Source organism: Silicimonas algicola (genome assembly GCF_003148765.1).
GTDB classification, from domain to species: domain Bacteria; phylum Pseudomonadota; class Alphaproteobacteria; order Rhodobacterales; family Rhodobacteraceae; genus Silicimonas; species Silicimonas algicola.
Map to the genome: position 1 here is coordinate 90056 of NZ_QGGV01000007.1, position 19672 is coordinate 109727.

Genomic DNA, 19672 nt, shown 5'->3' on the forward strand with positions numbered 1-19672 from the left:
AGCCTCACTCCGCCGCCTCCATCCGCTTCGCCTCGACCGGCACCACGGCGGCGTCCCTGATCTCCAGCGTCGCCTTGATCGAACCCTTGCGCCCGTCCTCATAGGTCACTTCCGTCTCGGTCGTGACCGTCTTCGAGCCGTCGTACAGCGCGTTAACAAGATCGTCGTACTTCTCGTTGATGATCTTGCGGCGGACCTTGCGGGTTCGTGTCAGTTCGCCGTCGTCCGCGTCCAGTTCCTTGTGCAGCACCAGAAAGCGCCGGACCTGGCAGCCAGACAGCATCTCGTCCCCGGCGATGGACCGGTTCACCTCCTCGACGTGGGACTGGATGGTATCCAGCACGTCCTGGTGCCCCGCCAGCTCCTGGTAAGAGGAATAGGCGATGTTCTTGCGCTCGGCCCAGTTGCCGACGGCGCTGAGGTCGATGTTGATGAAGGCGGTGCAATAGTCCCGGTCGGCGCCGTGGACCACGGCTTCGAGGATGGCGGGATAGAACTTGAGCTTGTTCTCGACGTACTTTGGCGCAAACAGCGCTCCTGACGCCAGCTTGCCCACGTCCTTGGCGCGATCGATGATCCGAAGGTGCCCCGTGCCTTCCTCGATGAAGCCCGCGTCGCCCGTTGCCACCCAGCCGTCAGCGTCCTTGGTGTCGGCGGTCGAGGCCGGGTTCTTGTAATACTCGACGAAGACGCCCGGCGAGCGGTAGAAGACCTCTCCCGTCTCGGCGATGCGCAACTCGACGCCGGGCGACGGCACGCCCACGGTATCCGCCCTCACCTCGTGATCGGGCTGCTGCGTGATGAAGACCGACGCCTCGGTCTGGCCGTAGAGCTGCTTGAGGTTGATCCCGAGCGAGCGCCAGAAGTCGAAGATCTCGGGGCCGATCGCCTCGCCCGCCGTATAGGCCACGCGCACGTTCGACATGCCCGAGCGGTTGCGGATCGGCGCATAGATCAGGACGTCGAACAGACGATAGAGCCAGCGGTCCCGCCCCGACACGGGTTTGCCGTCGAGGATCGACGGTCCCACCTTCCGCGCATGGGCCATCGCGCGGTCGTAGATCCGGCGCTTCAGGGCCGAGGCGTCCTCCATCCGGATCGTGATGGTGGTGATGCGCTCCTCGAAGTATCGGGGCGGCGCAAAGAAATAGGTCGGCCCGATCTCGTTCAGGTTCTCGTGCATCGTGGTCGTGCTCTCGGGGCAGTTCACGCAGAAGCCGCACCACATGGCCTGTCCGAGGGAGAAGATGAAGTCGCCGACCCAGGCCATCGGCAGGTAGGCCAGCACGCTTTCGTGCTCGGTCAGCCTGTCGAATTCGGCCGAGGCGCGCGAGGTCTCGATGATGTTGCGGTTCGACAGGACGACGCCCTTCGGCCGGCCCGTGGTGCCGCTGGTATAAAGCATGACGCAGGTGTCGTCCGGCCCGGCCGCGTCGCGCCGCCGTTCCAACTCGGCGATCATCTCGGAGCGCCGCGCGCGGCCCGCGGCCTGCACCTCGGCAAAGGGCTTCAGATGCGCGTGGGTATATTTCCTCAACCCCCTCGGATCGAGGTAGATGACATCCCGAAGGTTCGGCAGCCGGTCCTTGATCTCGATGGTCTTGTCGACCTGCTCCTGGTCTTCCACCACCGCCATCCGCGCGCCGCAGTGGTCGAGGACATAGGCCATCTCCTCGGCCACGCTGTCCTGATAGACCGGCACGGGAACGCAGCCTGCCATCTGCGTCGCCACCATCGTCCAGTAAAAGCGCGGTCGGTTGCGACCCGCGATTGCGACGTGGTCGCCCTTCTCGAGGCCAAGCGCCAGAAGCCCGAGCGCCAGCGCTTCGATCTCGTCCGCGACCTCGGCCCAGGTCCAGCTTTGCCAGATGCCCAGCTCTTTTTCCCGATAGGCCGGACGGTCGCCGTGACGCCGGACATTGCGCGCGAGAAGCCCCGGAATGGATCTCGGCTCATCCGACAGATGCGCGTCTGTCAATGTTCTCCTCCCTGTCGGCCCCGTTGTGCCCGGGGTTCCGTCTGCCGAAGGATGGCGGGCAGATCCCCGCTGCGTCAATTGGTTTTTTTGAACGCTCGTTCAATAAAACGTATCACGCCCGTCTCAGCTCTCGGCCGCCAGTTCCTCGGCCTGCCGGCGGGAGATGGCGCGCTTCGAGACGACCGAGGCGATCAGCACGCCCACGGTCACGATGCCGATGAAGATGGTGGACAGGGCGTTGATCTCGGGACTGACGCCAAGGCGTACCGAGGACCAGACCTTCATGGGCAGCGTCGTGGCCGAGGGGCCCGAGGTGAAAGAGGCGATGATGAGATCGTCGAGCGACAGCGTGAAGGCCAGAAGCCAGCCCGACAGGACGGCAGGCGCCACGATCGGGATGGTGACCAGCCGGAACGCCTCGAAAGGGGTCGAGCCAAGGTCCAGCGCCGCCTCTTCCAGCGACTGGTCGAAGCTGACGAGGCGCGACGAGACGACGACCGAGACATAGCACATGGCGAAGGTCGTATGCGCCAGCACGATGGTCAGCACACCCCGGTCGAGCCCGATGGCGATGAACAGAAGCAGGAGCGACAGGCCCGTGATGACCTCGGGCATGACGAGGGGCGCGTAGATCATGCCGGAGAACAGCGTCCGCCCGGCGAAGCGTCCGCGCCGCACCATGACGTAGGCCGCCATGGTGCCGAGGATCGTGGCCAGCGTGGACGAGAAGAACGCCACCTTCAGCGTGACCCAGGCGGCTGCAAGGAAGGACTCGTTGCGAAGCAACTCTCCGTACCACTTGGTCGAGAAGCCGGCCCAGACCGTGACCAGCTTCGACTCGTTGAAGCTGTAGATCACAAGGATGATCATGGGGATGTAGAGAAACGCGAAGCCGAGCGTCAGCGACACGATGTTGAAGGACGAGATGCGGTTCATTGCTCGGCCTCCCGCGCCGCCTGCTGCTGACGCTGGAACAGCACGATCGGCACAACCAGGATCAGAAGCAGGATCGTCGCCACCGCGCTCGCCACCGGCCAGTCGCGGTTGGAGAAGAACTCCTCCCACAGGATCTTGCCGATCATCAGCGTGTCCGAACCTCCGAGGAGCGACGGGATGACCACCTCGCCAACCGCCGGAATGAAGACGAGGAAGCAGCCCGCGATGACGCCGGGGCGCGACAGCGGCACCGTCACGGTCCAGAAGGCTGTCGTTCGCGAACAGCCCAGATCCTCGGCCGCCTCCAGAAGCGACGGATCCAGCCGATCGAGCGCGGCATAGATCGGCAGGATCATGAAAGGCAGGTAAGTGTAGACGATGCCGATATAAACCGCCGTCGGCGTGTTCAGGAGACCGAGCGGGGCGTCGATGATCCCGATCCAAAGCAGGAACTGGTTCAGTAAGCCCTCCGTCGCGAGGATGCCGATCCAGGCGTAGACGCGGATCAGGAACGAGGTCCAGAACGGCAGGATCACCAGCATCATCAGCGTCGGCCGCCAGGCCTCGGGCGCCCGCGCCATGCCGTAGGCGATGGGATAGCCGACGAGAAGCGTCAGGACCGTCGAGATGGCGGCGATCTTGAGCGACGACAGGTAGGCTTTCCAGTAAAGCGCGTCCTCGGTCAGGAAGACGTAATTCTCGAAATCGAGCTCGCCCAGGAAGTCCTTCACGGCCTGCCACCCGCCTGCGATGTCGAGCGTGGGAGCGTAGGGCGGGATCGAGACGGCGTAGTCCGACAGCGAGATCTTGAAGACGATGGCGAAGGGGACCAGGAACAGGACGATGAGCCAGGCATAGGGGATGACGGTGAAGAGCCGTTTCATGTCCGCGTCTCCTCGCCCGCCCCGGCCGCGCGTCTCATGACGGCAGCACCAGCCCGGCGGTGTCGGTCCAGGACAGCCAGACCTCGTCCTCCCAGGTGTAGTCGCGGCGCGAGACGCGACTGCGATTGCCGACCTCGCACTTCATGTAGCTGCCGTCCGGAAGCTGGACGTGATAGACGGAGAGGTTCCCCAGGTAACCGATGTCGACGATCTTGCCGCGCACGCGGTTCCGCGCCTCGGGCTCCTCGCGCGAGATGGCGATCTTCTCGGGGCGGATGGCGAAGACGGCCTCGTCGCCCGCCTTCAGCGACGCGCCCGACTGCCCGATGAGAGGCGCCTTGCCCTCGGCCCAGGTCAGCTCGGCCAGCTCGCCCACGGACGCCACGAGGCCCTCGATCAGGTTCACGTCGCCGATGAAGTCCGCGACATAGACCGATTTCGGCGCTTCGTAGATGCGTTCGGGCGTGTCGACCTGCACGAGTTTGCCGTGGTTCATCACCGCAACGCGGGAGGCGACCGTCATCGCCTCTTCCTGGTCGTGGGTCACGATCACGAAGGTGGTGCCGGTCTTTTCCTGGATTTCCATCAGCTCGAACTGGGTCTCTTCCCGCAGCTTCTTGTCGAGCGCGCCCAAAGGTTCGTCGAGCAGAAGAAGCTTCGGCGCCTTCGCCAGCGAGCGCGCAAGCGCCACGCGCTGCCGCTGACCGCCGGAGATCTGGTGCGGCTTGCGTTTGGCGAACTTCTGAAGCTGCGTCAGCTTCAGCATCTCTTCCACCCGCGCGGCGACGCGGTCCTTGTCCATCCGGTCGCGGCGCAGCCCGAAGGCGATGTTGTCCCAGACCGTGAGGTGCGGAAACAGCGCGTAGGACTGGAACATCATGTTCACGGCGCGCTTGTTCGGCGGCACGCCGGCCATGTCCTTGCCGTCGATGGTGATGCGCCCCTCGCTCGGGGTCTCGAACCCCGCGAGCATCCGCATCAGCGTGGTCTTGCCGCAGCCCGAAGGGCCGAGAAGGGCGAAGAACTCGCGGGTGTAGATGTCGATCGAGACGTCGTCGATGGCGGTGAAATCGCCGAAGCGCTTGGTGACGTTCTCGATGCGGATCAGCGGCGTCTGGCCGGGATCTTCCCACGGCGCGAAGACGGTGGAATTGACCAATTTTTTGCCCCTCGAGAGATGGCCCGGCGGCACCGCCGCCGGGCCGGACCGGCCTCAGGTGCCGGATTTCACTTTCGTCCACAGCCGGGTGACGGTCCGCTGCACCTTCGCGTCGTAAGGATCGACGGTGTAAAGGTTTTCAAGCGTCTCCTCGCTCGGATAGATTGCGGTGTCGCCGATCACGTCCTCGTTGAGATACTGCTGCGACGCCTCGTTTCCGTTGGCGTAATACACGTAATTCGATGCCGCAGCCATGTTTTCGGCGTTCATGATGAAGTCCAGGAACTTGTGGGCTCCCTCGGGGTTCGGCGCGTCGACGGGGATCGCCATCTGGTCGAACCACATCAGCGCCCCTTCCTTGGGGATCGTATAGGTGATCTCGACCCCGTTGTCCGCCTCGGCCGCACGGTCCCGCGCCTGAAGGATGTCACCCGACCAGCCGAAGGCCACGCAGATCTCGCCGTTGGCGAGCGCGTTGATGTATTCGGACGAGTGGAACTTCTGGACGTAGGGCCGGACCGCCATCAGGACCTCTTCGGCCTTGGCGATCACCTCCGGGTCCTGGCTGTTCGGGTCTTCGCCGATGTACTTCAGCGCGGCCGGGATCATCTCGGTCGGTGCGTCGAGGAAATGCACACCACAGGAGGCGAGCTTCTCCATGTTGGCCGGATCGAACACAAGAGCCAGGCTGTCCGTCGGAGCGCCTTCGCCCAGGACTTCCTTGACCTTGTTCACGTTGGCGCCGATCCCGGTGGTGCCCCACATGTAGTTGATAGAGTACTCGCCGTTCGGGTCGTACTTGTCGGTGCGGCTCGACACCACATCCCACATGTTCTCGCGGTTCGGCAGTTGCGCGTCATCGAGTTTCTGGAACGCCCCGGCCGAGATCTGACGCTGCAGGAAGGTCCCGGTCGGAACCACGACATCGTAGCCCGAACTTCCCGCCAGCATCTTGGTCTCGAGCACCTCGTTCGAGTCGAAGACGTCGTAGATGAGGTCGATTCCCGTTTCTTCCTCGAACTTCGTCAGCAATTCCTCGTCGATGTAGTCCGACCAGTTGTACACCCTGACTTCTTCCGCGATCGCGGCCGTAGAGGCCATCGCGGCAAGGGCAAGAGTCGTGAAAAGTGTGCGCTTCATTTCGGTCTCCCCATTGGCACCTCGCCGGTCATTTGATCAAATGACGAGGCATTCTCAAGCGATTCGTATGGCAGACGGCGGCACGGCCCGGAATATGACCAATTCATTGGCAAAACTCCCCGAGCATCAGGCCATTTACCGGCAGATCAGGAACATGATCCTGTTTGGAACCCTAGCGCCTGGACAGTCGGTGACAATCCAGGGGATCGCGGATGCAATCGGGGCGGGCATGACCCCGGTGCGCGAGGCGATCCGCAGGCTTACGGCCGAAGGCGCGCTGGAGCTGGGCCGGAACCGTCGCCTCCACGTCCCCGAGATCGACCGCGACCGGCTGGATCAGATCGCCTTCGCCCGCCTCGCGGTCGAGCCGCGCCTGGCCGAAGAGGCGGCGCTCCGAATGACCGACGCCTGCCTTTCGGATCTGACGGCCTTCGATGCCGAGGTCGACCGCGCCATCGCGTCGGGCGACGTCGAGCGGTATCTCGAGTTCAACTACCGCTTTCACTTCCGCCTCTACGACCAGGCCGAAGCGACCGTCCTGCGCAAGATCGCCTCGTCGCTCTGGCTTCAGATCGGACCCTCGCTGCGCATCGTGTGCGGCCGGTTCGGCACCTCGAACCTGCCCGACAAGCACGCCGCTGCCCTCGACGCCTTCCGCGCGGGCGACCCCGAAGCCGCGGCACACGCGGTCGCGGACGATATCCGCCAGGGCATGGGTCAGGTCCGCCTGACCCTGTCCGACACGGCCACCGCCTCAGGCGCCGATTGACCGGTCCCCGAATTTGATCATATTTGCGGCATCACCTCACAGGAGGCCGACATGCCCTTGACCAACGTCCGTCCGACCGCCGAACTCCAGGCGCTCGACGCCGCCCACCACATGCATCCCTTCACCGACCAGTCGAGCCTCGCGAAGAAGGGCGCGCGCATCATCGTGCGGGGCGAAGGCTCGTGGCTGACCGACAGCGAGGGCGAGCGCATCCTCGACGGCATGTCCGGCCTGTGGTGCGTGAACGTGGGCTACGGGCGCGAGCGTCTGGTGCAGGCGGCCGACCGGCAGATGCGCGAGCTTCCCTACTACAACACCTTCTTCCAGACGACGCACATCCCGGCCATCGACCTTGCCGCCAAGCTCGCCGAGATCTGCCCCGGCGATCTGAACCACGTCTTCTTCGCGGGCTCGGGCTCCGAGGCGAACGACACCAACCTTCGCATGGTGCGGCATTACTGGGCGCTGAAGGGCAAGCCGTCCAAGTCCTGGATCATCTCGCGCAAGAATGGGTATCACGGCTCCTCCGTCGGCAGCGGCTCGATGGGAGGGATGGCCGGCATCCACGCGCAGGGCGGTCTGCCGATCCCCGGCATCCGGCACATCGACCAGCCCTACTGGTATCTCGAAGGCGGCGACGCGAGCCCCGAGGACTTCGGCCGCGCCCGCGCGCGCCAGCTCGAGACCGCCATCGACGAGATCGGCGAGGACAACGTCGCGGCCTTCATCGCCGAGCCGATCCAGGGCGCGGGCGGCGTCATCATCCCGCCCGAAAACTACTGGCCCGAGATCCAGCGCATCTGCGACGAGCGCGAAATCCTCCTGATCTGCGACGAGGTCATCACCGGCTTCGGCCGCACCGGCCACTGGTTCGGCCATCAGGCCATCGGCGCGCGGCCCGACATCATCACCATCGCCAAGGGCCTGTCCTCCGGATACCTGCCCATCGGCGGCTCGGTCGTGTCCGACGAGGTGGCCGAAGTCATCGGCTCGGACGAGTTCAACCACGGCTATACCTATTCCGGCCACCCGGTCGCGGCGGCGGTGGCACTCGAGAACCTGGCGATCATCGAGGAAGAAAAGCTCGTCCAGCGCGTCCACGACGACGTCGGGCCGTATATCCGCGAGAAGTGGCTGTCGCTTGTCGACCATCCGCTTGTCGGCGAGGCGACCATCGTGGGCCTCATGGGCTCCATCGCCCTCACCCCGCACAAGCCGTCGCGCGCGCGCTTCGCGTCCGAGGCGGGGACGGTGGGGTACATCTGCCGCGAGTTCAGCTTCGGCAACAACCTCATCATGCGCCACGTCTACGACCGGATGATCATCGCCCCGCCACTCGTCATCACGCGCGAAGAAATCGACATCCTGATCGAGCGCGTCTGGAAGACGCTGGACCAGACCCATGCGCGGTTGAAGGACGAGGGGCTGCTGAAGGCGGCGTCCTGACACGACAAGACCGCCGCATTTCTGCGACGGCCAATTCTCTTCGTTCGGACCTCAAGCCGCCAGCGCGGTCTCCTGCCCCGGACCCTGCCTTTCCGACAGGTAGCGGTTCAATCGCCACATGCCCCAGGCCAGCGGGATCAGGGCGAGGCCGCCCAAGGCCCAGGCCATCGGCTCGTCGCCCATGGTCTCGAAGACCTGGGTATAGCCGTGGATCGCGCCGAAGGTGATCGCAGCGTTGAAGAGACCTCGCCGGTTGGCGTGCGCCGCCCAGAAGGTCCCGACCGCCAGAAGCGCCGCCCAGACCAGGCTGAACACGTTCTCGGAGATGTAGAGGAACTGCGCTTCCCAGGCCTCGACCTGGGTCTGGTAGTCGCTCCACTCCATGCCCTCCGTCCAGGTCGGCCCGTCCAGCGCTAGCGAGGCACCCACCTGGTCGCCCCAAAGCGAGCCGACGAGGAAGGCGAGGTTGCCGACCACGACGGCTAGGATCGCGAGGATCCCGGCATGCCGCGCGAAGCGCTCCCGTCCCTGACGCATCACCACGATGCAGACCGCCGTCAAAGCCATCATCTGAAGGATCGTCAGCGTGCTTTCCGGCGAATAGAAGACATACATCGCGTGGAAGTAGTCCGTCCCGGTGTCGAGCATCTGCGCAAAGGGTACGATGGCCAGCGCCGTCACCAGCCGCACGTCCAGAAGGACACCGGCCGCCAGCAGCAGAAGGAAGGCATAGCCGTTGACTGCCGCCGCCTCGAGCCCCGAGGCATCCGACATGGCGAAGCCCACGCCCGCGAGGTGCATGGCACCCCCCAGAAGCATCGTCGCGCCCGAGACGAAGCGCAGGGTCGCCGACCCCTGGCGGAAGACGACGAACGCGCCGCCCGCAACGGCCGCTCCGGCGATCATCAGGAAGACGTCCGCGTTTTCGGCGTAAAGGCGCGCGGCCTCGACCCCTGCCCCGCCGATCATCATTCCGGCCCCGATCAGCGCCGAGGCGTTCCCGAGCATCCGGTAGATCTCGCCGCCCTTCAAAAGGACGGCAGCCCCGGCGATCAGGAAGATCGTCCCGGCGAAGGCGACCGCCCCCGCGCTGCCTAGCCAGAAGATCAGTCCAAGCGTCGCCGCGACGATGCCGACGCAAAGCACCGAGTTGACCACGAGCGCCACCATCGTCTCGCGCGAGCGGCGCGCGATCTCAGCGGCCTGCGCGGCGTCGATTACTCCCTCCCGCAGAAGCCGCTCGGTATGCACGACGTGTGTCATTAAAGTGTCCTTTCCCTATCCCGCATGAACATCGTTCACGCAGCTTCATAGCACACGCCTGAACGTCGTTCAACGAAAAACTTGAACGCCGTTCAGTGGAGGTCTACCGACCACCGGCGCGGCCTGATCGCGCCCTGGAACCAGTTCACGAAGGTGACCATGGAAAAGACAGGAAGACCCGTCGCGCTTCGGATCGCCGAGGCGTAGGGCGTCATGTTGGTGCATTCGAGAACGATCGCGCCGATCTCGGGATTGGCCCGGACCAGCGCCATCGCCGCCGATACGTTGTCTTCCTCGGCCAGGGCCGGATCCAGATCCGGTGCATCGCCAAGGATCGCCTCGGTGAAGTGTGCCCCACCCTCTGTCGTCCCGATGGGCGTCCCCTCGGGCACCCCCGCCGCCGCGAGGTGGCCCGGCGTCAGCGTCGAGCGCGAGATGGTCAGCACCCCCGCCCTCTTCCCTTTCGGCAGCATCGCATTGACCGCCCTCACCTGCATCAGCGAGGAGGTCAGGACCGGGATCGACACCGAAGACGCAAGCTCCTCCTGGAACAGGGCCAGAAACCCGCAATTCGTCGTGATCCCGTCCGCCCCGTCCGCCTCCAGCGACCGCGCCGCCTCGATGAACGCGGGCAAGAGCCCCTCGCCGCCCTTGCGCACCACTCGGTCGGGCGAGGCGTCCCGCACGACCCGATACAGCACCGGGAAGTCCCAGGTCCCCGCGTTCCCCATGTCGCCCAGGATGCGGGGGAACCGCGCCTCCAGCATCAGGATCCCCACCGATGCCCCATAGACCGCCTTGCCGCCCGTGATCCGCATATGCGCCTCCCTCGTCGGCGCGAGACTGCCCCAAGCCCTTCCCGCTTAAAAGGAATTGTCGCGGCCCGTGCGATGGGGCAGGCTCGCCGCCGGGGGACAGATGAATCAGGGCAACACACCGTCGGAGAAGCGGACCGTCGCGATCGTGGGCGCGGGCATCGTCGGCGTCTCGACCGCGATCTGGTGCCTCCGCGACGGGCACGACGTGATCCTCGTCGACCGCAAGGGTCCCGCCGAGGGCGCGAGCCACGGCAACGGCGGCGTCCTCGCCTCCTGCTCGATCATCCCCGTCACCGTTCCGGGCCTTCTCCGCAAGGCGCCCCGGATGCTCCTCGACCCCAATCAGCCTCTGTTCCTGAAGTGGGGCTACCTGCCCCGCCTCGCACCCTGGCTGCGCAGCTATCTCTCGAACGGCACCGTCGCAGGCGTCGAGCGCCGCGCGGCGGCACTGCACCCGATCATCGGGGACAGCCTCGCCGACCACCAGGCGCTCGCGCAGGGCACCGGAGCGGAAGGCTGGATCGTCCCGTCGGACTACGTGTTCCTCTACGACACCCGCGCCATGTACGAGGGCGACGCCTTCGGCTGGAACATCCGCCGCCGTCACGGCATCGAATGGGAGGTGTTGGAAGGCGACGCCCTTCGCGCCTACGACCCCGCCCTCGGTCCGCGCTTCCAGCTTGCCGCACGCTGCGGCGATCACGGCCGGATCGCCGACCCGGGCCGCTACGTAAAGGACCTGGCACAGCACGCCGTCGCCCAAGGCGCGCGTCTCGTCATCGGGGACGCCACCGACGTCGCCCGCGAAGACGGCCGCGTCGCAGGCCTCCGCGTCAGCGGCGAAACGATCCCCTGCGACGCCGTCGTGCTGGCGGCTGGCGCATGGTCCAAGGGCCTCGCGCAGAAACTCGGCGTCACCGTCCCCCTTGAAAGCGAGCGCGGCTATCACCTCGAGCTCTGGGAGCCCTCGGTGATGCCCCGCGCGCCCGTGATGGTCGCGAGCGGAAAGTTCGTCGCCACCCCGATGGAGGGCCGCATCCGCCTTGCCGGCGTCGTCGAGTTCGGCGGCCTCGACGCGCCCGCCTCCCGCGCGCCCTTCCGCCTGCTGGAAAGGAACATCCGCGCCGCCATGCCCGGCCTGACCTGGAAGCGCACCGTCGAATGGATGGGCCACCGCCCCTCGGTCGCCGACTCGATCCCGCTGATCGGCGAGGTTCCCGGCACCGAAGGCGCCTACTTCGGCTTCGGACACGACCACGTCGGCCTCACCGGAGGCCCGAAAACCGGGCAGATCCTGTCCCGCCTGATCTCGGGACGGCGGCCCAACATTGACCTTTCGCCCTATTCGCCTGCACGTTTCACCTGAACCAACAAGAACCAACCGGGAGACACCAAGATGAAGACATTCGCCACAATGACGGCGGTGACGGCACTGACAGCCGGCGCGGCCTTTGCCGAGACCTGGGACATGCCGCTGGCCTATCCCGCGACCAACTTCCACACCGAGACCGCCCAGGGCTTCGCCGACTGCGTCCGCGACGCGACGAGCGGAGAGATCGACATCCAGACCCACCCGAACGGCTCGCTCTTCCCGGGCGGCGACATCAAGCGCGCGGTCCAGACCGGACAGGCCCTGATCGGTGAGCGTCTCCTGTCGGCCCACGCCAACGAGAACGCGCTCTTCGGCTACGACTCGATCCCCTTCCTCGCCACCTCCTTCGACGACAGCGTCAAGCTGAACGAGGCCGCGCAACCCGCACTGGAGGAGCTTCTGGCCAGCCAGAACCTGCACTACCTCTACTCGGTGCCGTGGCCGCCGCAGGGTCTCTATGCGAAGAAGGAGATCAACTCCGCCGCCGACCTCGAAGGCGTGAAGTTCCGCGCCTACAACGCCGCCACCGCGCGGCTGGCCGAGCTCGCCAAGATGCAGCCCGTCCAGATCGAGGCCGCCGAACTCAGCCAGGCGCTGGCCACGGGTGTCGCGGAAAGCTTCGTCTCCTCCGGCTCGACCGGCTACGACGAGAAGGTGTGGGAGCACCTGACCCACTTCTATCAGGTCGACGCCTGGCTTCCGCGCAACACGATCTTCGTCAACCTCGACGCCTGGAACGGCCTCTCGGAAGAGAACAAGACCGCCATGTCCGACTGCGCCGCGACCGCGGCCGAGACCGGCCTCGCCAAGTCGAAGGAACTGACCCAGTTCTACCTCGACGGCCTGGCCGAGGGCGGCATGACCGTGGCGCCTCCGGGCGACCAGCTCCGTACCGACTTCATGGGCTTCGGCGAGACCATGACGACCGAATGGCTCGAAGCCACGGGCGAGCAGGGCCAGTCCATCGTCGACGGCTTCAAGAACTGATCGCCAACTTTCCCGGGCCGGCACGTCCCGGCCCGGGAACACCGCAGCACACGCCTCGAGAGGGTCCGCCCGTGCTTCATCTCGTCCCAAATACGCATGGCGCGTCCCTGATCGCGAAGACCGCCGGATGAAAACTCTCCGCCGCGCCCTCGACGGGCTCTACCTCGGCTGCGCGATCCTCGCTGCGCTTTTCCTCGTCGCGATGCTCCTCATCATCGTGGCCCAGATGGTCGCGCGCTGGACCGGCGTCACCTTCCCCGGCGCGGCCTCATACGCCGGTTACTGCATGGCCTCGGCCTCGTTTCTCGCCTTCGCGAACGCACTGAACCGGGGCGCGCACATTCGCGTGGGGCTTCTCCTTACCGCCGTCGGACGCTACCGTCGCTGGCTCGAGCTCTGGTGCTTCGCCATCGGCGCGACGGCGGCCTGGTTTCTCGCCCGCTACGCCGTCAACCTCGTCCTGTGGTCGCACCAGCTTGGCGACGTGAGCCAGGGCCAGGACGCGACACCCCTGTGGATCCCGCAATCCGCCATGGCGCTCGGCGCGGTCGTCTTCGCCATCGCGCTGACCGACCACCTCCTGCGCATCATCTTCGCGGGTGACCACGGTATCGCCGCCGAACTCGCCGGAGAAGGATCGACCGAATGAGCGACCTCTACGCCATCGGCATCTTCCTCTTCGTCCTCTTCCTCCTCCTCGGCTCCGGCGTCTGGGTCGGTCTCGCCCTTCTCGGCGTCGCCTGGGTAGGCATGGAGCTTTTCACTTCGCGTCCCGTCGGCGACGCGATGGCGACCATCATCTGGACGGCCTCGTCATCCTGGACTCTGACCGCGCTGCCGCTCTTCATCTGGATGGGTGAAATTCTCTACCGGACAAGGTTGTCCGAGGACATGTTCCGCGGCCTCAGCCCCTGGATGGCTCGCCTCCCCGGAGGCCTCGTCCACACCAACATCGTCGGCTGCACCGTCTTCGCCGCCGTCTCGGGCTCGTCGGCCGCGACGCTGACCACCGTCGGCAAGATGTCCATCCCCGAGCTTCGCGCCCGCGAATACCCCGAGCGCATGATCATCGGCACGCTGGCGGGCGCGGCGACGCTCGGCCTGATGATCCCGCCGTCGCTCACGCTGATCGTCTATGGCGTGACGGTGCGGGAATCGATCTCGAAGCTCTTCATGGCGGGTGTCTTTCCGGGCCTCGTCCTGGCGCTCATGTTCATGGTCTACGTCGCCGTCGCCTCGTCGCTCTCGTCCAACTTCAACCCGAAGCCCGAGCCCTACATGAGCTTCATGGCCAAGGTCCGGAACTCGCGCTTCCTGATCCCGGTGGTCTGCCTGATCGTCGTCGTCATCGGCTCGATGTACATGGGCTTCGCCACCGCGACCGAGGCAGCGGCCTTCGGCGTCATCGGCTCGCTCGTTCTCGCCGCGACGCAGGGCTCGCTGACCTGGAGCACCTTCACCGAAAGCCTCATGGGCGCCACCCGCACCTCGGCCATGATCGCGCTGATCCTCGCGGGGGCGGCCTTCCTGTCGCTGTCGATGGGCTTCACCGGCCTGCCGCGCGGCCTCGCGGACCTGATCGGCTCGTGGGAGCTGACGCGCTTCCAGCTCCTGATGGCGCTCCTCGTCTTCTACATCGTCCTCGGCTGCTTCCTCGATGGCATCTCGTCCGTGGTCCTGACGATGGCCGTCGTGGAACCGATGATCCGCGAGGCCGGCATCGACATCGTGTGGTTCGGCATCTTCATCGTCGTGGTGGTCGAGATGGCGCAGATCACGCCGCCCATCGGTTTCAACCTCTTCGTCCTGCAAGGCATGACCGGCCACGAGATGAGCTTCATCGCCCGCGCCGCAATCCCGATGTTCTTCATCATGGTGCTGATGGTCTTCATCCTCATCGCCTTCCCCGAACTGGCCACCTGGCTGCCCGAGAACATACGCCAGCGGCCCGGGGGGTGATCCTCGTACCCTTGCATCTGGCGGCCCGGCACGGCCGTCTCCTGCTGGTGGCCGGCCTCCTTGCCGGGCTGACGCTCCCCGCTCTGGCGAGCGAGGTGCGTGACGTTCTTCCTGCCCTCGTCGGCGGCATCCTCTTCCTCGCCGCGCTCCGCATCGGGCCGCGCGCCGCCCTCGGCAACTTGGGCGACATCCGCCGGACGCTCGCCCTCTCGGCTGTCTTCCAGCTCGTCCTGCCGCTCACCGCCCTCGGCCTCGCCACCGCCCTCGGCGTCGCGGACCGGCCCCTCGCGCTCGGCCTGATCCTGATGCTGACGGCGCCGTCCATCACCGGCAGCCCGAACTTTTCGGCCCTCATGGGCTACGACCCTGCCCCCCCGATGCGGCTCCTCGCCCTCGGCACGGCGCTCTTCCCCCTCACGGCGCTCCCGATCCTCTGGGGCCTCCCCACGCTCGGAGACCCTTCCGAGGTCATCGCCGCCGCCCTTCGCCTTCTCGTCGTGATCTTCGGCGCGACCGGGGCGGGCTTCGCCCTCCGCGCGCTCCTGCCGCCGCTCGCGCCCGACAGGATCCGCGCCCTCGACGGTCTCAGCGCCATCGCCCTCGCCGTCCTCGTCGTGGGGCTCATGTCCGCCCTCGGCCCGGCCCTTCTCGACACGCCCGCGCGGGTTCTCGGCTGGCTCGCCATCGCCACCGCCGCCAACCTCGGCCTCCAGGTCGCGGCTTGGGCGCTTGGCCTCAAACCGGGCGAAAGCCTCGTGGCCGGCAACCGCAACATCGCGCTCTTCCTCGTGGCGCTCCCACCCGAGACGACCGCGCCGCTTTTGATCTTCATCGGCTGCTACCAGGTGCCGATGTACCTCACACCCTACCTCATGGCGCCGCTCTATAACCGCGCCAGAGCTTCTTCTGTCTGAAAATACTCCGGGGAGCGCGAGGGGCAGCGCGTCCCTCGTCTCAGACCCGCGTCTGCAGCGCCTCCAGCACCGAGGCCAGAACATCGCCCGCCGCCTCATCGCTGTCCGCTTCGACGTAGGCGCGCAATTCGGGCGCGTTCCCCGAAGGCCGGATGTGGACCACGCGCCCGTCCGCGAAGGTCAGCCGTGCGCCGTCCGTCGTGTCGGTCGAGACCGGCGCGCCCAGCCCGCCCGGCAGCACCGACAGGTCGCCGCCCAGCAACGCCTCCACGATGCCCCGCGACACCTCGGGGTCCACGTCCTGCAATCGGTCCGTCGCCGTCCGCCGCGCAGGCAGGTCGGCAATCAGCTCGCTGACCGAACGCTTCTCCTGCGCCGCCGCCGCCAGCGTCGCCACGATCGGCAGCACCGCGTCGCGCGTCATCAGCGAGGGCAGCGATATGCCCGACCGCCCCACGTCCCACCCGAGCAGGAACCCCCCGTTCGGCTCGTACCCCGCGACCCGATGCGCGTGCGCCGCCATCCGCGCTTCCATCGCCGCGATGACGTGGGGCGAGCCGATCTTTGTTCGCTGGATCCGATGAAAGGCGCCCATGAGATCGACCATCGAATTGGCGGACACGGTCGTCACCACCTCGTCCGCTCCGCACCAGCGCGCAGCTATCGGCCCCAGGATGTCGCCCGGCACGATCCGCCCCCGGTCGTCGACGAAGAGAGGCCGGTCCGCGTCACCGTCGGTCGAGACCACGGCGTCCAGCCCATGCTCCGCGACCCATCCCGCCAGCCGCGACCGCGTCTCCGCGTCCACCGCCTCGGTATCGACCGGCACGAAGGTCTCCGACGCGCCGAGGCTGACGACGGCGGCCCCGAGCCCCTCGAGAATGTCCGGCAGCACCTCCGACGCAGTCGAGGAATGGACCCAGACGCCGACCCTCCGCCCCGCCAGCACGCCGTGCGGCAGTCCCGAGACATAACGTGCGACATAGGCCTTGCGCGGCGCATCGGTCACTTCGACCTCCGCCTCGCCCCCCTCGACGCTCCGCCGCGCCGCGACGGCCGCCGCCAGCGGAGCCTCGTCCGCCTTGGTGAATTCGCCCCGCGAGGTATAGAACTTCAGCCCGTTCCGATCCCCCGGGATATGGCTCCCGGTAACCATGATCGACAGCGTGCCCGCCTCCAGAGCCGCCCCCGCCAGAGCCGGGGTCGGAAGAACGCCGCAGTCGATGACCCGCAGCCCCTCGGCCGCCGCCCCCCGTGCCACCGCAAGCGCGATCCGGGGCGAACTCTCGCGTCGGTCCCGGCCCACGTACAGCGTCCCGTTGTGGTCGTGCTGCGCAACGAAGGCCGCCGCATAGCGGGCCACAAGGTCGTCGGTCAGCTCCGTCGCGAGGCCGCGCAGACCGCTCGTGCCGAACTTGGGAGCCATGCCGACCTCAGCCGTTTAGGGACTTGCACTCGACCACGGGCGTGCGCACCCGCCCCGTCGTGCGCCAGTCGTCCAGGTTGTCGCAGACGAGGTTGCCCATGGCCGCCCGCGTCTCGACCGTGGCGCTTCCGACGTGCGGCAGAAGAACGACGTTGTCCATCGTCTTCAGCGCCTGCGGGATCCGCGGCTCCTCCTCGAAGACGTCGAGCCCCGCCGCGCCCAGCTTGCCCGCCTGCAAGGCTGCAACCAGCGCCGCCTCGTCGACGACCGATCCCCGCGCCACGTTGATGAGCGTGCCCTCGGGCCCAAGCGCCTCCAGTACCTCCTTGCCGATCAGGTGCTTCGTCTCGTCGCCCCCCGGCGTGATGACGATCAGAACGTCCGCATCCCGCGCCATCTCGACGAGGTCGGGATAATAGCGATAGGGCGCGTCCTTCTTGCTGCGAGAGTGATAGACCACCTCGGCGTCGAACATCCCGACCTGCTCGGCGATGGTCGTCCCGATCCGCCCCAGCCCCACGATGCCCACCGTCCGTCCGCGCACGCTGCGGGTCAGCGGGAAGGCGCCCTTGGCCTCCCAATCGCCGGACCGCGCCCAGCGTTCAGCGGGAACCGCGCGGCGGCTGACCATCAGCCACAGAAGGACAGCCGTGTCTGCCACCTCGTCGTTCAGGACGTCGGGGGTGTTCGCCACGAGGATGCCGCGCTTGGCGGCCGCCTCGGCGTCGATGCCATCGTAGCCCACGCCGAAGCTCGAGATGACCTTCAGGTCCGGCAGCCCGGCCATGACCTCGGGCGCCACACCCTTCGTCGTGACGACCGCCTCGATGCCCGCGCCATGCTGCGCCAGGAAGTCTGCCTGCCCGCTCTCGGGCAGATGCATCACCTCGAATCCATCCGCGAGGCGACCATCCATGAAGTCGAGAAGCTTGCCGATCTGGAGAACCTTCGGACGATCAGACATCTTCGCGCACCCTCTGCTTCTGGGTGCCGAGACCCTGGATCGACAGCTCCACCTCGTCCCCCGCCTTCAGGTAGACCGGCGGTTTCATCCCGAGGCCCACGCCCGGAGGCGTCCCGGTCGAGATCACGTCGCCCGGATGGAGAGAGCCAAGCTGTGACAGGTGCGAGACGATCTCGGCCACGCCGAAGATCATCGTCCGCGTGTTCCCGGTCTGCATCCGCTTGCCGTTGACGTCGAGCCACATGTCCAACTCCTGCACGTCCGCGACCTCGTCGCGGGTGACGAGCCAGGGCCCGGTCGGCCCGAAGGTGTCGCAGGACTTGCCCTTGGTCCACTGGCCGGACAGGTGCATCTGGAAATGCCGCTCGGACACGTCGTTGATGACGCAGAAGCCCGCGACGTACTCCATCGCGTCCTCGACGCTGACGTATTTCGCGGTCTTGCCGATCACGACGCCCAGTTCGACCTCCCAGTCGGTATGCGTCGAGCCGCGCGGCATCACGATGTCGTCGTCCGGCCCCACGACCGCCGAGGTCGCCTTCATGAAAAGGATCGGATGCTCGGGGATCGGGTTGCCCGTCTCGGCGGCATGGTCGGTGTAGTTCAGGCCGATACACAGGTATTTGCCGATGCCCGCGACGCAGGGACCGAAGCGCGGTGTGCCAGACACCGCAGGCAGACTCGAGGGATCGAGCGCGCGGAGACGGTCCAGACCCTCATCCGACAGCGTCGTCCCCCCGATGTCGTCGACATGGGCCGAGAGGTCGCGCAGCGTGCCGCCCTCGTCGATCAGACCGGGCTTCTCTTCGCCGGGATTGCCGTAGCGAACCAGTTTCATCGCGTGTTTTCCTTCCTGTTCGTCAATGCCTTGCGGCGCGTTCTTCAGATCGTCCAGCCGCCGTCGACCGCCAGCGCCTGCCCTGTCGTGAACCCGGCCTCGTCGGAGGCCAGATAGACCGCCAGCGCCGCGATTTCCTCGGCCTTGCCGATGCGCTGCATCGGCTGGCGCTGGATGAAGGCGGCGCGCGCCGCGTCGTAGTCGCCTGTGGCCCTCAGCCGGTCCTGAAGCGACGGGCTGTCGACGGTGCCCGGGCAGATCGCGTTGCAGCGGATGCCCTGCGTCACGAAGTCCCGCGCGACCGATTTGGTCAGCCCCAGGATCGCCGCCTTCGACGCGCCGTAAAGGCAGCGGTTCGGCACTCCCGTGATCGACGAAGCCACCGAGGCGATGTTGACGATGGCGCCCGCGCCCCGCTCCAGCATCCCCGGCAGCACCGCCCGCGTGGTGCGGAAGATCGAGCGCACGTTGAGGTCGAAGGCGAAATCCCATTCCTCGTCCGTCGCTTCGAGGATGGTCCCGTTGTGGACCACGCCCGCGCAGTTGAAGAGGATGTCCGGCCGCGCCCGCGCCACCGCCTCCTTGACCGAGGCGTCGTCGCGCACGTCCATGCGGAAGGTCTCGATGGCACCCTCCGCCTCGTCCTTCAACGTGCCGAGAGCCGCCTCGTTCACGTCGCTGGCAAAGACCTCCGCCCCTTCGGCGGCGAAGGCCAGCGCCGTCGCGCGACCGATTCCCTGCCCCGAGGCCGTCAGAAGAGCCCGTTTTCCTTGAAGTCTTCCGGCCATGCCGCGTCCCCCCTGCGTCGACTTGTTTCGA

The 19672-nt window shown here is 66.6% G+C and carries 18 protein-coding genes; 7 read left to right on the forward strand and 11 right to left on the reverse strand.

All coding sequences use genetic code 11. The features are described 5' to 3' along the window. Positions 1-4: 4 nt before the first annotated feature. From C8D95_RS15080 to C8D95_RS15100, 5 genes are all read right to left on the reverse strand, one after another. The gene (locus C8D95_RS15080; protein WP_206508459.1) at positions 5-1978 is read right to left on the reverse strand and encodes an AMP-binding protein; all 1974 of its coding nucleotides are present in this window, start codon (positions 1976-1978) and stop codon (positions 5-7) included. A gap of 123 nt (positions 1979-2101) precedes the next feature. Continuing rightward, positions 2102-2914 (reverse strand): ABC transporter permease subunit, encoded by an 813-nt coding sequence (locus tag C8D95_RS15085; protein ID WP_109760028.1) that lies wholly within the window; start codon positions 2912-2914, stop codon positions 2102-2104. After that, positions 2911-3798, reverse strand: coding sequence for an ABC transporter permease subunit (locus C8D95_RS15090; RefSeq protein ID WP_109760029.1), 888 nt, complete (start codon positions 3796-3798; stop codon positions 2911-2913). Before C8D95_RS15090 ends, C8D95_RS15085 begins: the two co-directional genes overlap by 4 nt. 34 nt (positions 3799-3832) lie before the next feature. Further along, a complete protein-coding gene (locus tag C8D95_RS15095; protein WP_109760030.1) occupies positions 3833-4957 on the reverse strand; it encodes an ABC transporter ATP-binding protein in 1125 nt (374 codons plus the stop codon). A 54-nt stretch (positions 4958-5011) separates the two neighbouring features. Continuing rightward, entirely contained in the window at positions 5012-6097 is a 1086-nt protein-coding gene (locus C8D95_RS15100) for a polyamine ABC transporter substrate-binding protein (RefSeq protein WP_109760031.1), read from the reverse strand. A 94-nt stretch (positions 6098-6191) separates the two neighbouring features. Between C8D95_RS15100 and C8D95_RS15105 the strand changes: the two genes are divergently transcribed. Next, a complete protein-coding gene (locus tag C8D95_RS15105) occupies positions 6192-6866 on the forward strand; it encodes a GntR family transcriptional regulator (RefSeq protein ID WP_109760127.1) in 675 nt (224 codons plus the stop codon). A 51-nt stretch (positions 6867-6917) separates the two neighbouring features. Further along, positions 6918-8312 (forward strand): aspartate aminotransferase family protein, encoded by a 1395-nt coding sequence (locus tag C8D95_RS15110; RefSeq protein WP_109760032.1) that lies wholly within the window; start codon positions 6918-6920, stop codon positions 8310-8312. A 51-nt stretch (positions 8313-8363) separates the two neighbouring features. Here C8D95_RS15110 and C8D95_RS15115 read toward each other — a convergent pair whose 3' ends face one another. Continuing rightward, positions 8364-9575 (reverse strand): hypothetical protein, encoded by a 1212-nt coding sequence (locus tag C8D95_RS15115; RefSeq protein WP_109760033.1) that lies wholly within the window; start codon positions 9573-9575, stop codon positions 8364-8366. A gap of 92 nt (positions 9576-9667) precedes the next feature. Then, complete coding sequence (locus tag C8D95_RS15120) at positions 9668-10393, reverse strand: aspartate/glutamate racemase family protein (protein ID WP_109760034.1); 726 nt, start codon at positions 10391-10393, stop codon at positions 9668-9670. 100 nt (positions 10394-10493) lie between these two features. Here C8D95_RS15120 and C8D95_RS15125 point away from each other — a divergent pair, with 100 nt between their 5' ends. From C8D95_RS15125 to C8D95_RS15145, 5 genes are all read left to right on the forward strand, one after another. After that, complete coding sequence (locus C8D95_RS15125; RefSeq protein WP_109760035.1) at positions 10494-11759, forward strand: NAD(P)/FAD-dependent oxidoreductase; 1266 nt, start codon at positions 10494-10496, stop codon at positions 11757-11759. Between the two features lie 30 nt (positions 11760-11789). Continuing rightward, a complete protein-coding gene (locus tag C8D95_RS15130; RefSeq protein ID WP_109760036.1) occupies positions 11790-12752 on the forward strand; it encodes a TRAP transporter substrate-binding protein in 963 nt (320 codons plus the stop codon). Positions 12753-12879: 127 nt separating this feature from the next. Continuing rightward, complete coding sequence (locus tag C8D95_RS15135; protein ID WP_109760037.1) at positions 12880-13401, forward strand: TRAP transporter small permease; 522 nt, start codon at positions 12880-12882, stop codon at positions 13399-13401. Further along, positions 13398-14711: a TRAP transporter large permease gene (locus C8D95_RS15140; protein WP_109760038.1), complete on the forward strand. Its 1314-nt coding sequence runs from the start codon at positions 13398-13400 to the stop codon at positions 14709-14711. Before C8D95_RS15135 ends, C8D95_RS15140 begins: the two co-directional genes overlap by 4 nt. Continuing rightward, a complete protein-coding gene (locus C8D95_RS15145; protein ID WP_338143056.1) occupies positions 14708-15625 on the forward strand; it encodes a hypothetical protein in 918 nt (305 codons plus the stop codon). Before C8D95_RS15140 ends, C8D95_RS15145 begins: the two co-directional genes overlap by 4 nt. A gap of 40 nt (positions 15626-15665) precedes the next feature. Here C8D95_RS15145 and C8D95_RS15150 read toward each other — a convergent pair whose 3' ends face one another. Genes C8D95_RS15150 through C8D95_RS15165 form a run of 4 tightly spaced genes read right to left on the reverse strand, consistent with a single transcriptional unit; the run spans position 15666 to position 19641 of the window. Then, entirely contained in the window at positions 15666-17051 is a 1386-nt protein-coding gene (locus C8D95_RS15150; protein WP_109760039.1) for a phosphohexomutase domain-containing protein, read from the reverse strand. A gap of 7 nt (positions 17052-17058) precedes the next feature. Beyond that, on the reverse strand, positions 17059-18015 hold the full coding sequence (locus tag C8D95_RS15155) for a 2-hydroxyacid dehydrogenase (protein WP_109760040.1): 957 nt from the start codon (positions 18013-18015) through the stop codon (positions 17059-17061). Further along, positions 18008-18853, reverse strand: a complete 846-nt coding sequence (locus C8D95_RS15160; protein ID WP_109760041.1) for a fumarylacetoacetate hydrolase family protein — start codon at positions 18851-18853, stop codon at positions 18008-18010. The genes C8D95_RS15155 and C8D95_RS15160 overlap by 8 nt, the downstream gene beginning before the upstream one ends. Positions 18854-18897: 44 nt before the next feature. Beyond that, positions 18898-19641 (reverse strand): SDR family oxidoreductase, encoded by a 744-nt coding sequence (locus C8D95_RS15165; protein ID WP_109760042.1) that lies wholly within the window; start codon positions 19639-19641, stop codon positions 18898-18900. Positions 19642-19672 lie beyond the last annotated feature (31 nt).

Excerpts from the sequence above, each read along its gene's own strand:
- C8D95_RS15100 (WP_109760031.1), bottom strand. The coding sequence starts at position 6,097 with ATGAAGCGCACACTTTTCACGACTCTTGCCCTTGCCGCGATGGCCTCT.
- C8D95_RS15125 (WP_109760035.1), top strand. The coding sequence starts at position 10,494 with ATGAATCAGGGCAACACACCGTCGGAGAAGCGGACCGTCGCGATCGTG.
- C8D95_RS15160 (WP_109760041.1), bottom strand. The coding sequence starts at position 18,853 with ATGAAACTGGTTCGCTACGGCAATCCCGGCGAAGAGAAGCCCGGTCTG.
- C8D95_RS15135 (WP_109760037.1), top strand. The coding sequence starts at position 12,880 with ATGAAAACTCTCCGCCGCGCCCTCGACGGGCTCTACCTCGGCTGCGCG.
- C8D95_RS15110 (WP_109760032.1), top strand. The coding sequence starts at position 6,918 with ATGCCCTTGACCAACGTCCGTCCGACCGCCGAACTCCAGGCGCTCGAC.
- C8D95_RS15140 (WP_109760038.1), top strand. The coding sequence starts at position 13,398 with ATGAGCGACCTCTACGCCATCGGCATCTTCCTCTTCGTCCTCTTCCTC.
- C8D95_RS15155 (WP_109760040.1), bottom strand. The coding sequence starts at position 18,015 with ATGTCTGATCGTCCGAAGGTTCTCCAGATCGGCAAGCTTCTCGACTTC.
- C8D95_RS15090 (WP_109760029.1), bottom strand. The coding sequence starts at position 3,798 with ATGAAACGGCTCTTCACCGTCATCCCCTATGCCTGGCTCATCGTCCTG.
- C8D95_RS15130 (WP_109760036.1), top strand. The coding sequence starts at position 11,790 with ATGAAGACATTCGCCACAATGACGGCGGTGACGGCACTGACAGCCGGC.
- C8D95_RS15120 (WP_109760034.1), bottom strand. The coding sequence starts at position 10,393 with ATGCGGATCACGGGCGGCAAGGCGGTCTATGGGGCATCGGTGGGGATC.
- C8D95_RS15165 (WP_109760042.1), bottom strand. The coding sequence starts at position 19,641 with ATGGCCGGAAGACTTCAAGGAAAACGGGCTCTTCTGACGGCCTCGGGG.
- C8D95_RS15105 (WP_109760127.1), top strand. The coding sequence starts at position 6,192 with ATGACCAATTCATTGGCAAAACTCCCCGAGCATCAGGCCATTTACCGG.
- C8D95_RS15085 (WP_109760028.1), bottom strand. The coding sequence starts at position 2,914 with ATGAACCGCATCTCGTCCTTCAACATCGTGTCGCTGACGCTCGGCTTC.
- C8D95_RS15150 (WP_109760039.1), bottom strand. The coding sequence starts at position 17,051 with ATGGCTCCCAAGTTCGGCACGAGCGGTCTGCGCGGCCTCGCGACGGAG.
- C8D95_RS15115 (WP_109760033.1), bottom strand. The coding sequence starts at position 9,575 with ATGACACACGTCGTGCATACCGAGCGGCTTCTGCGGGAGGGAGTAATC.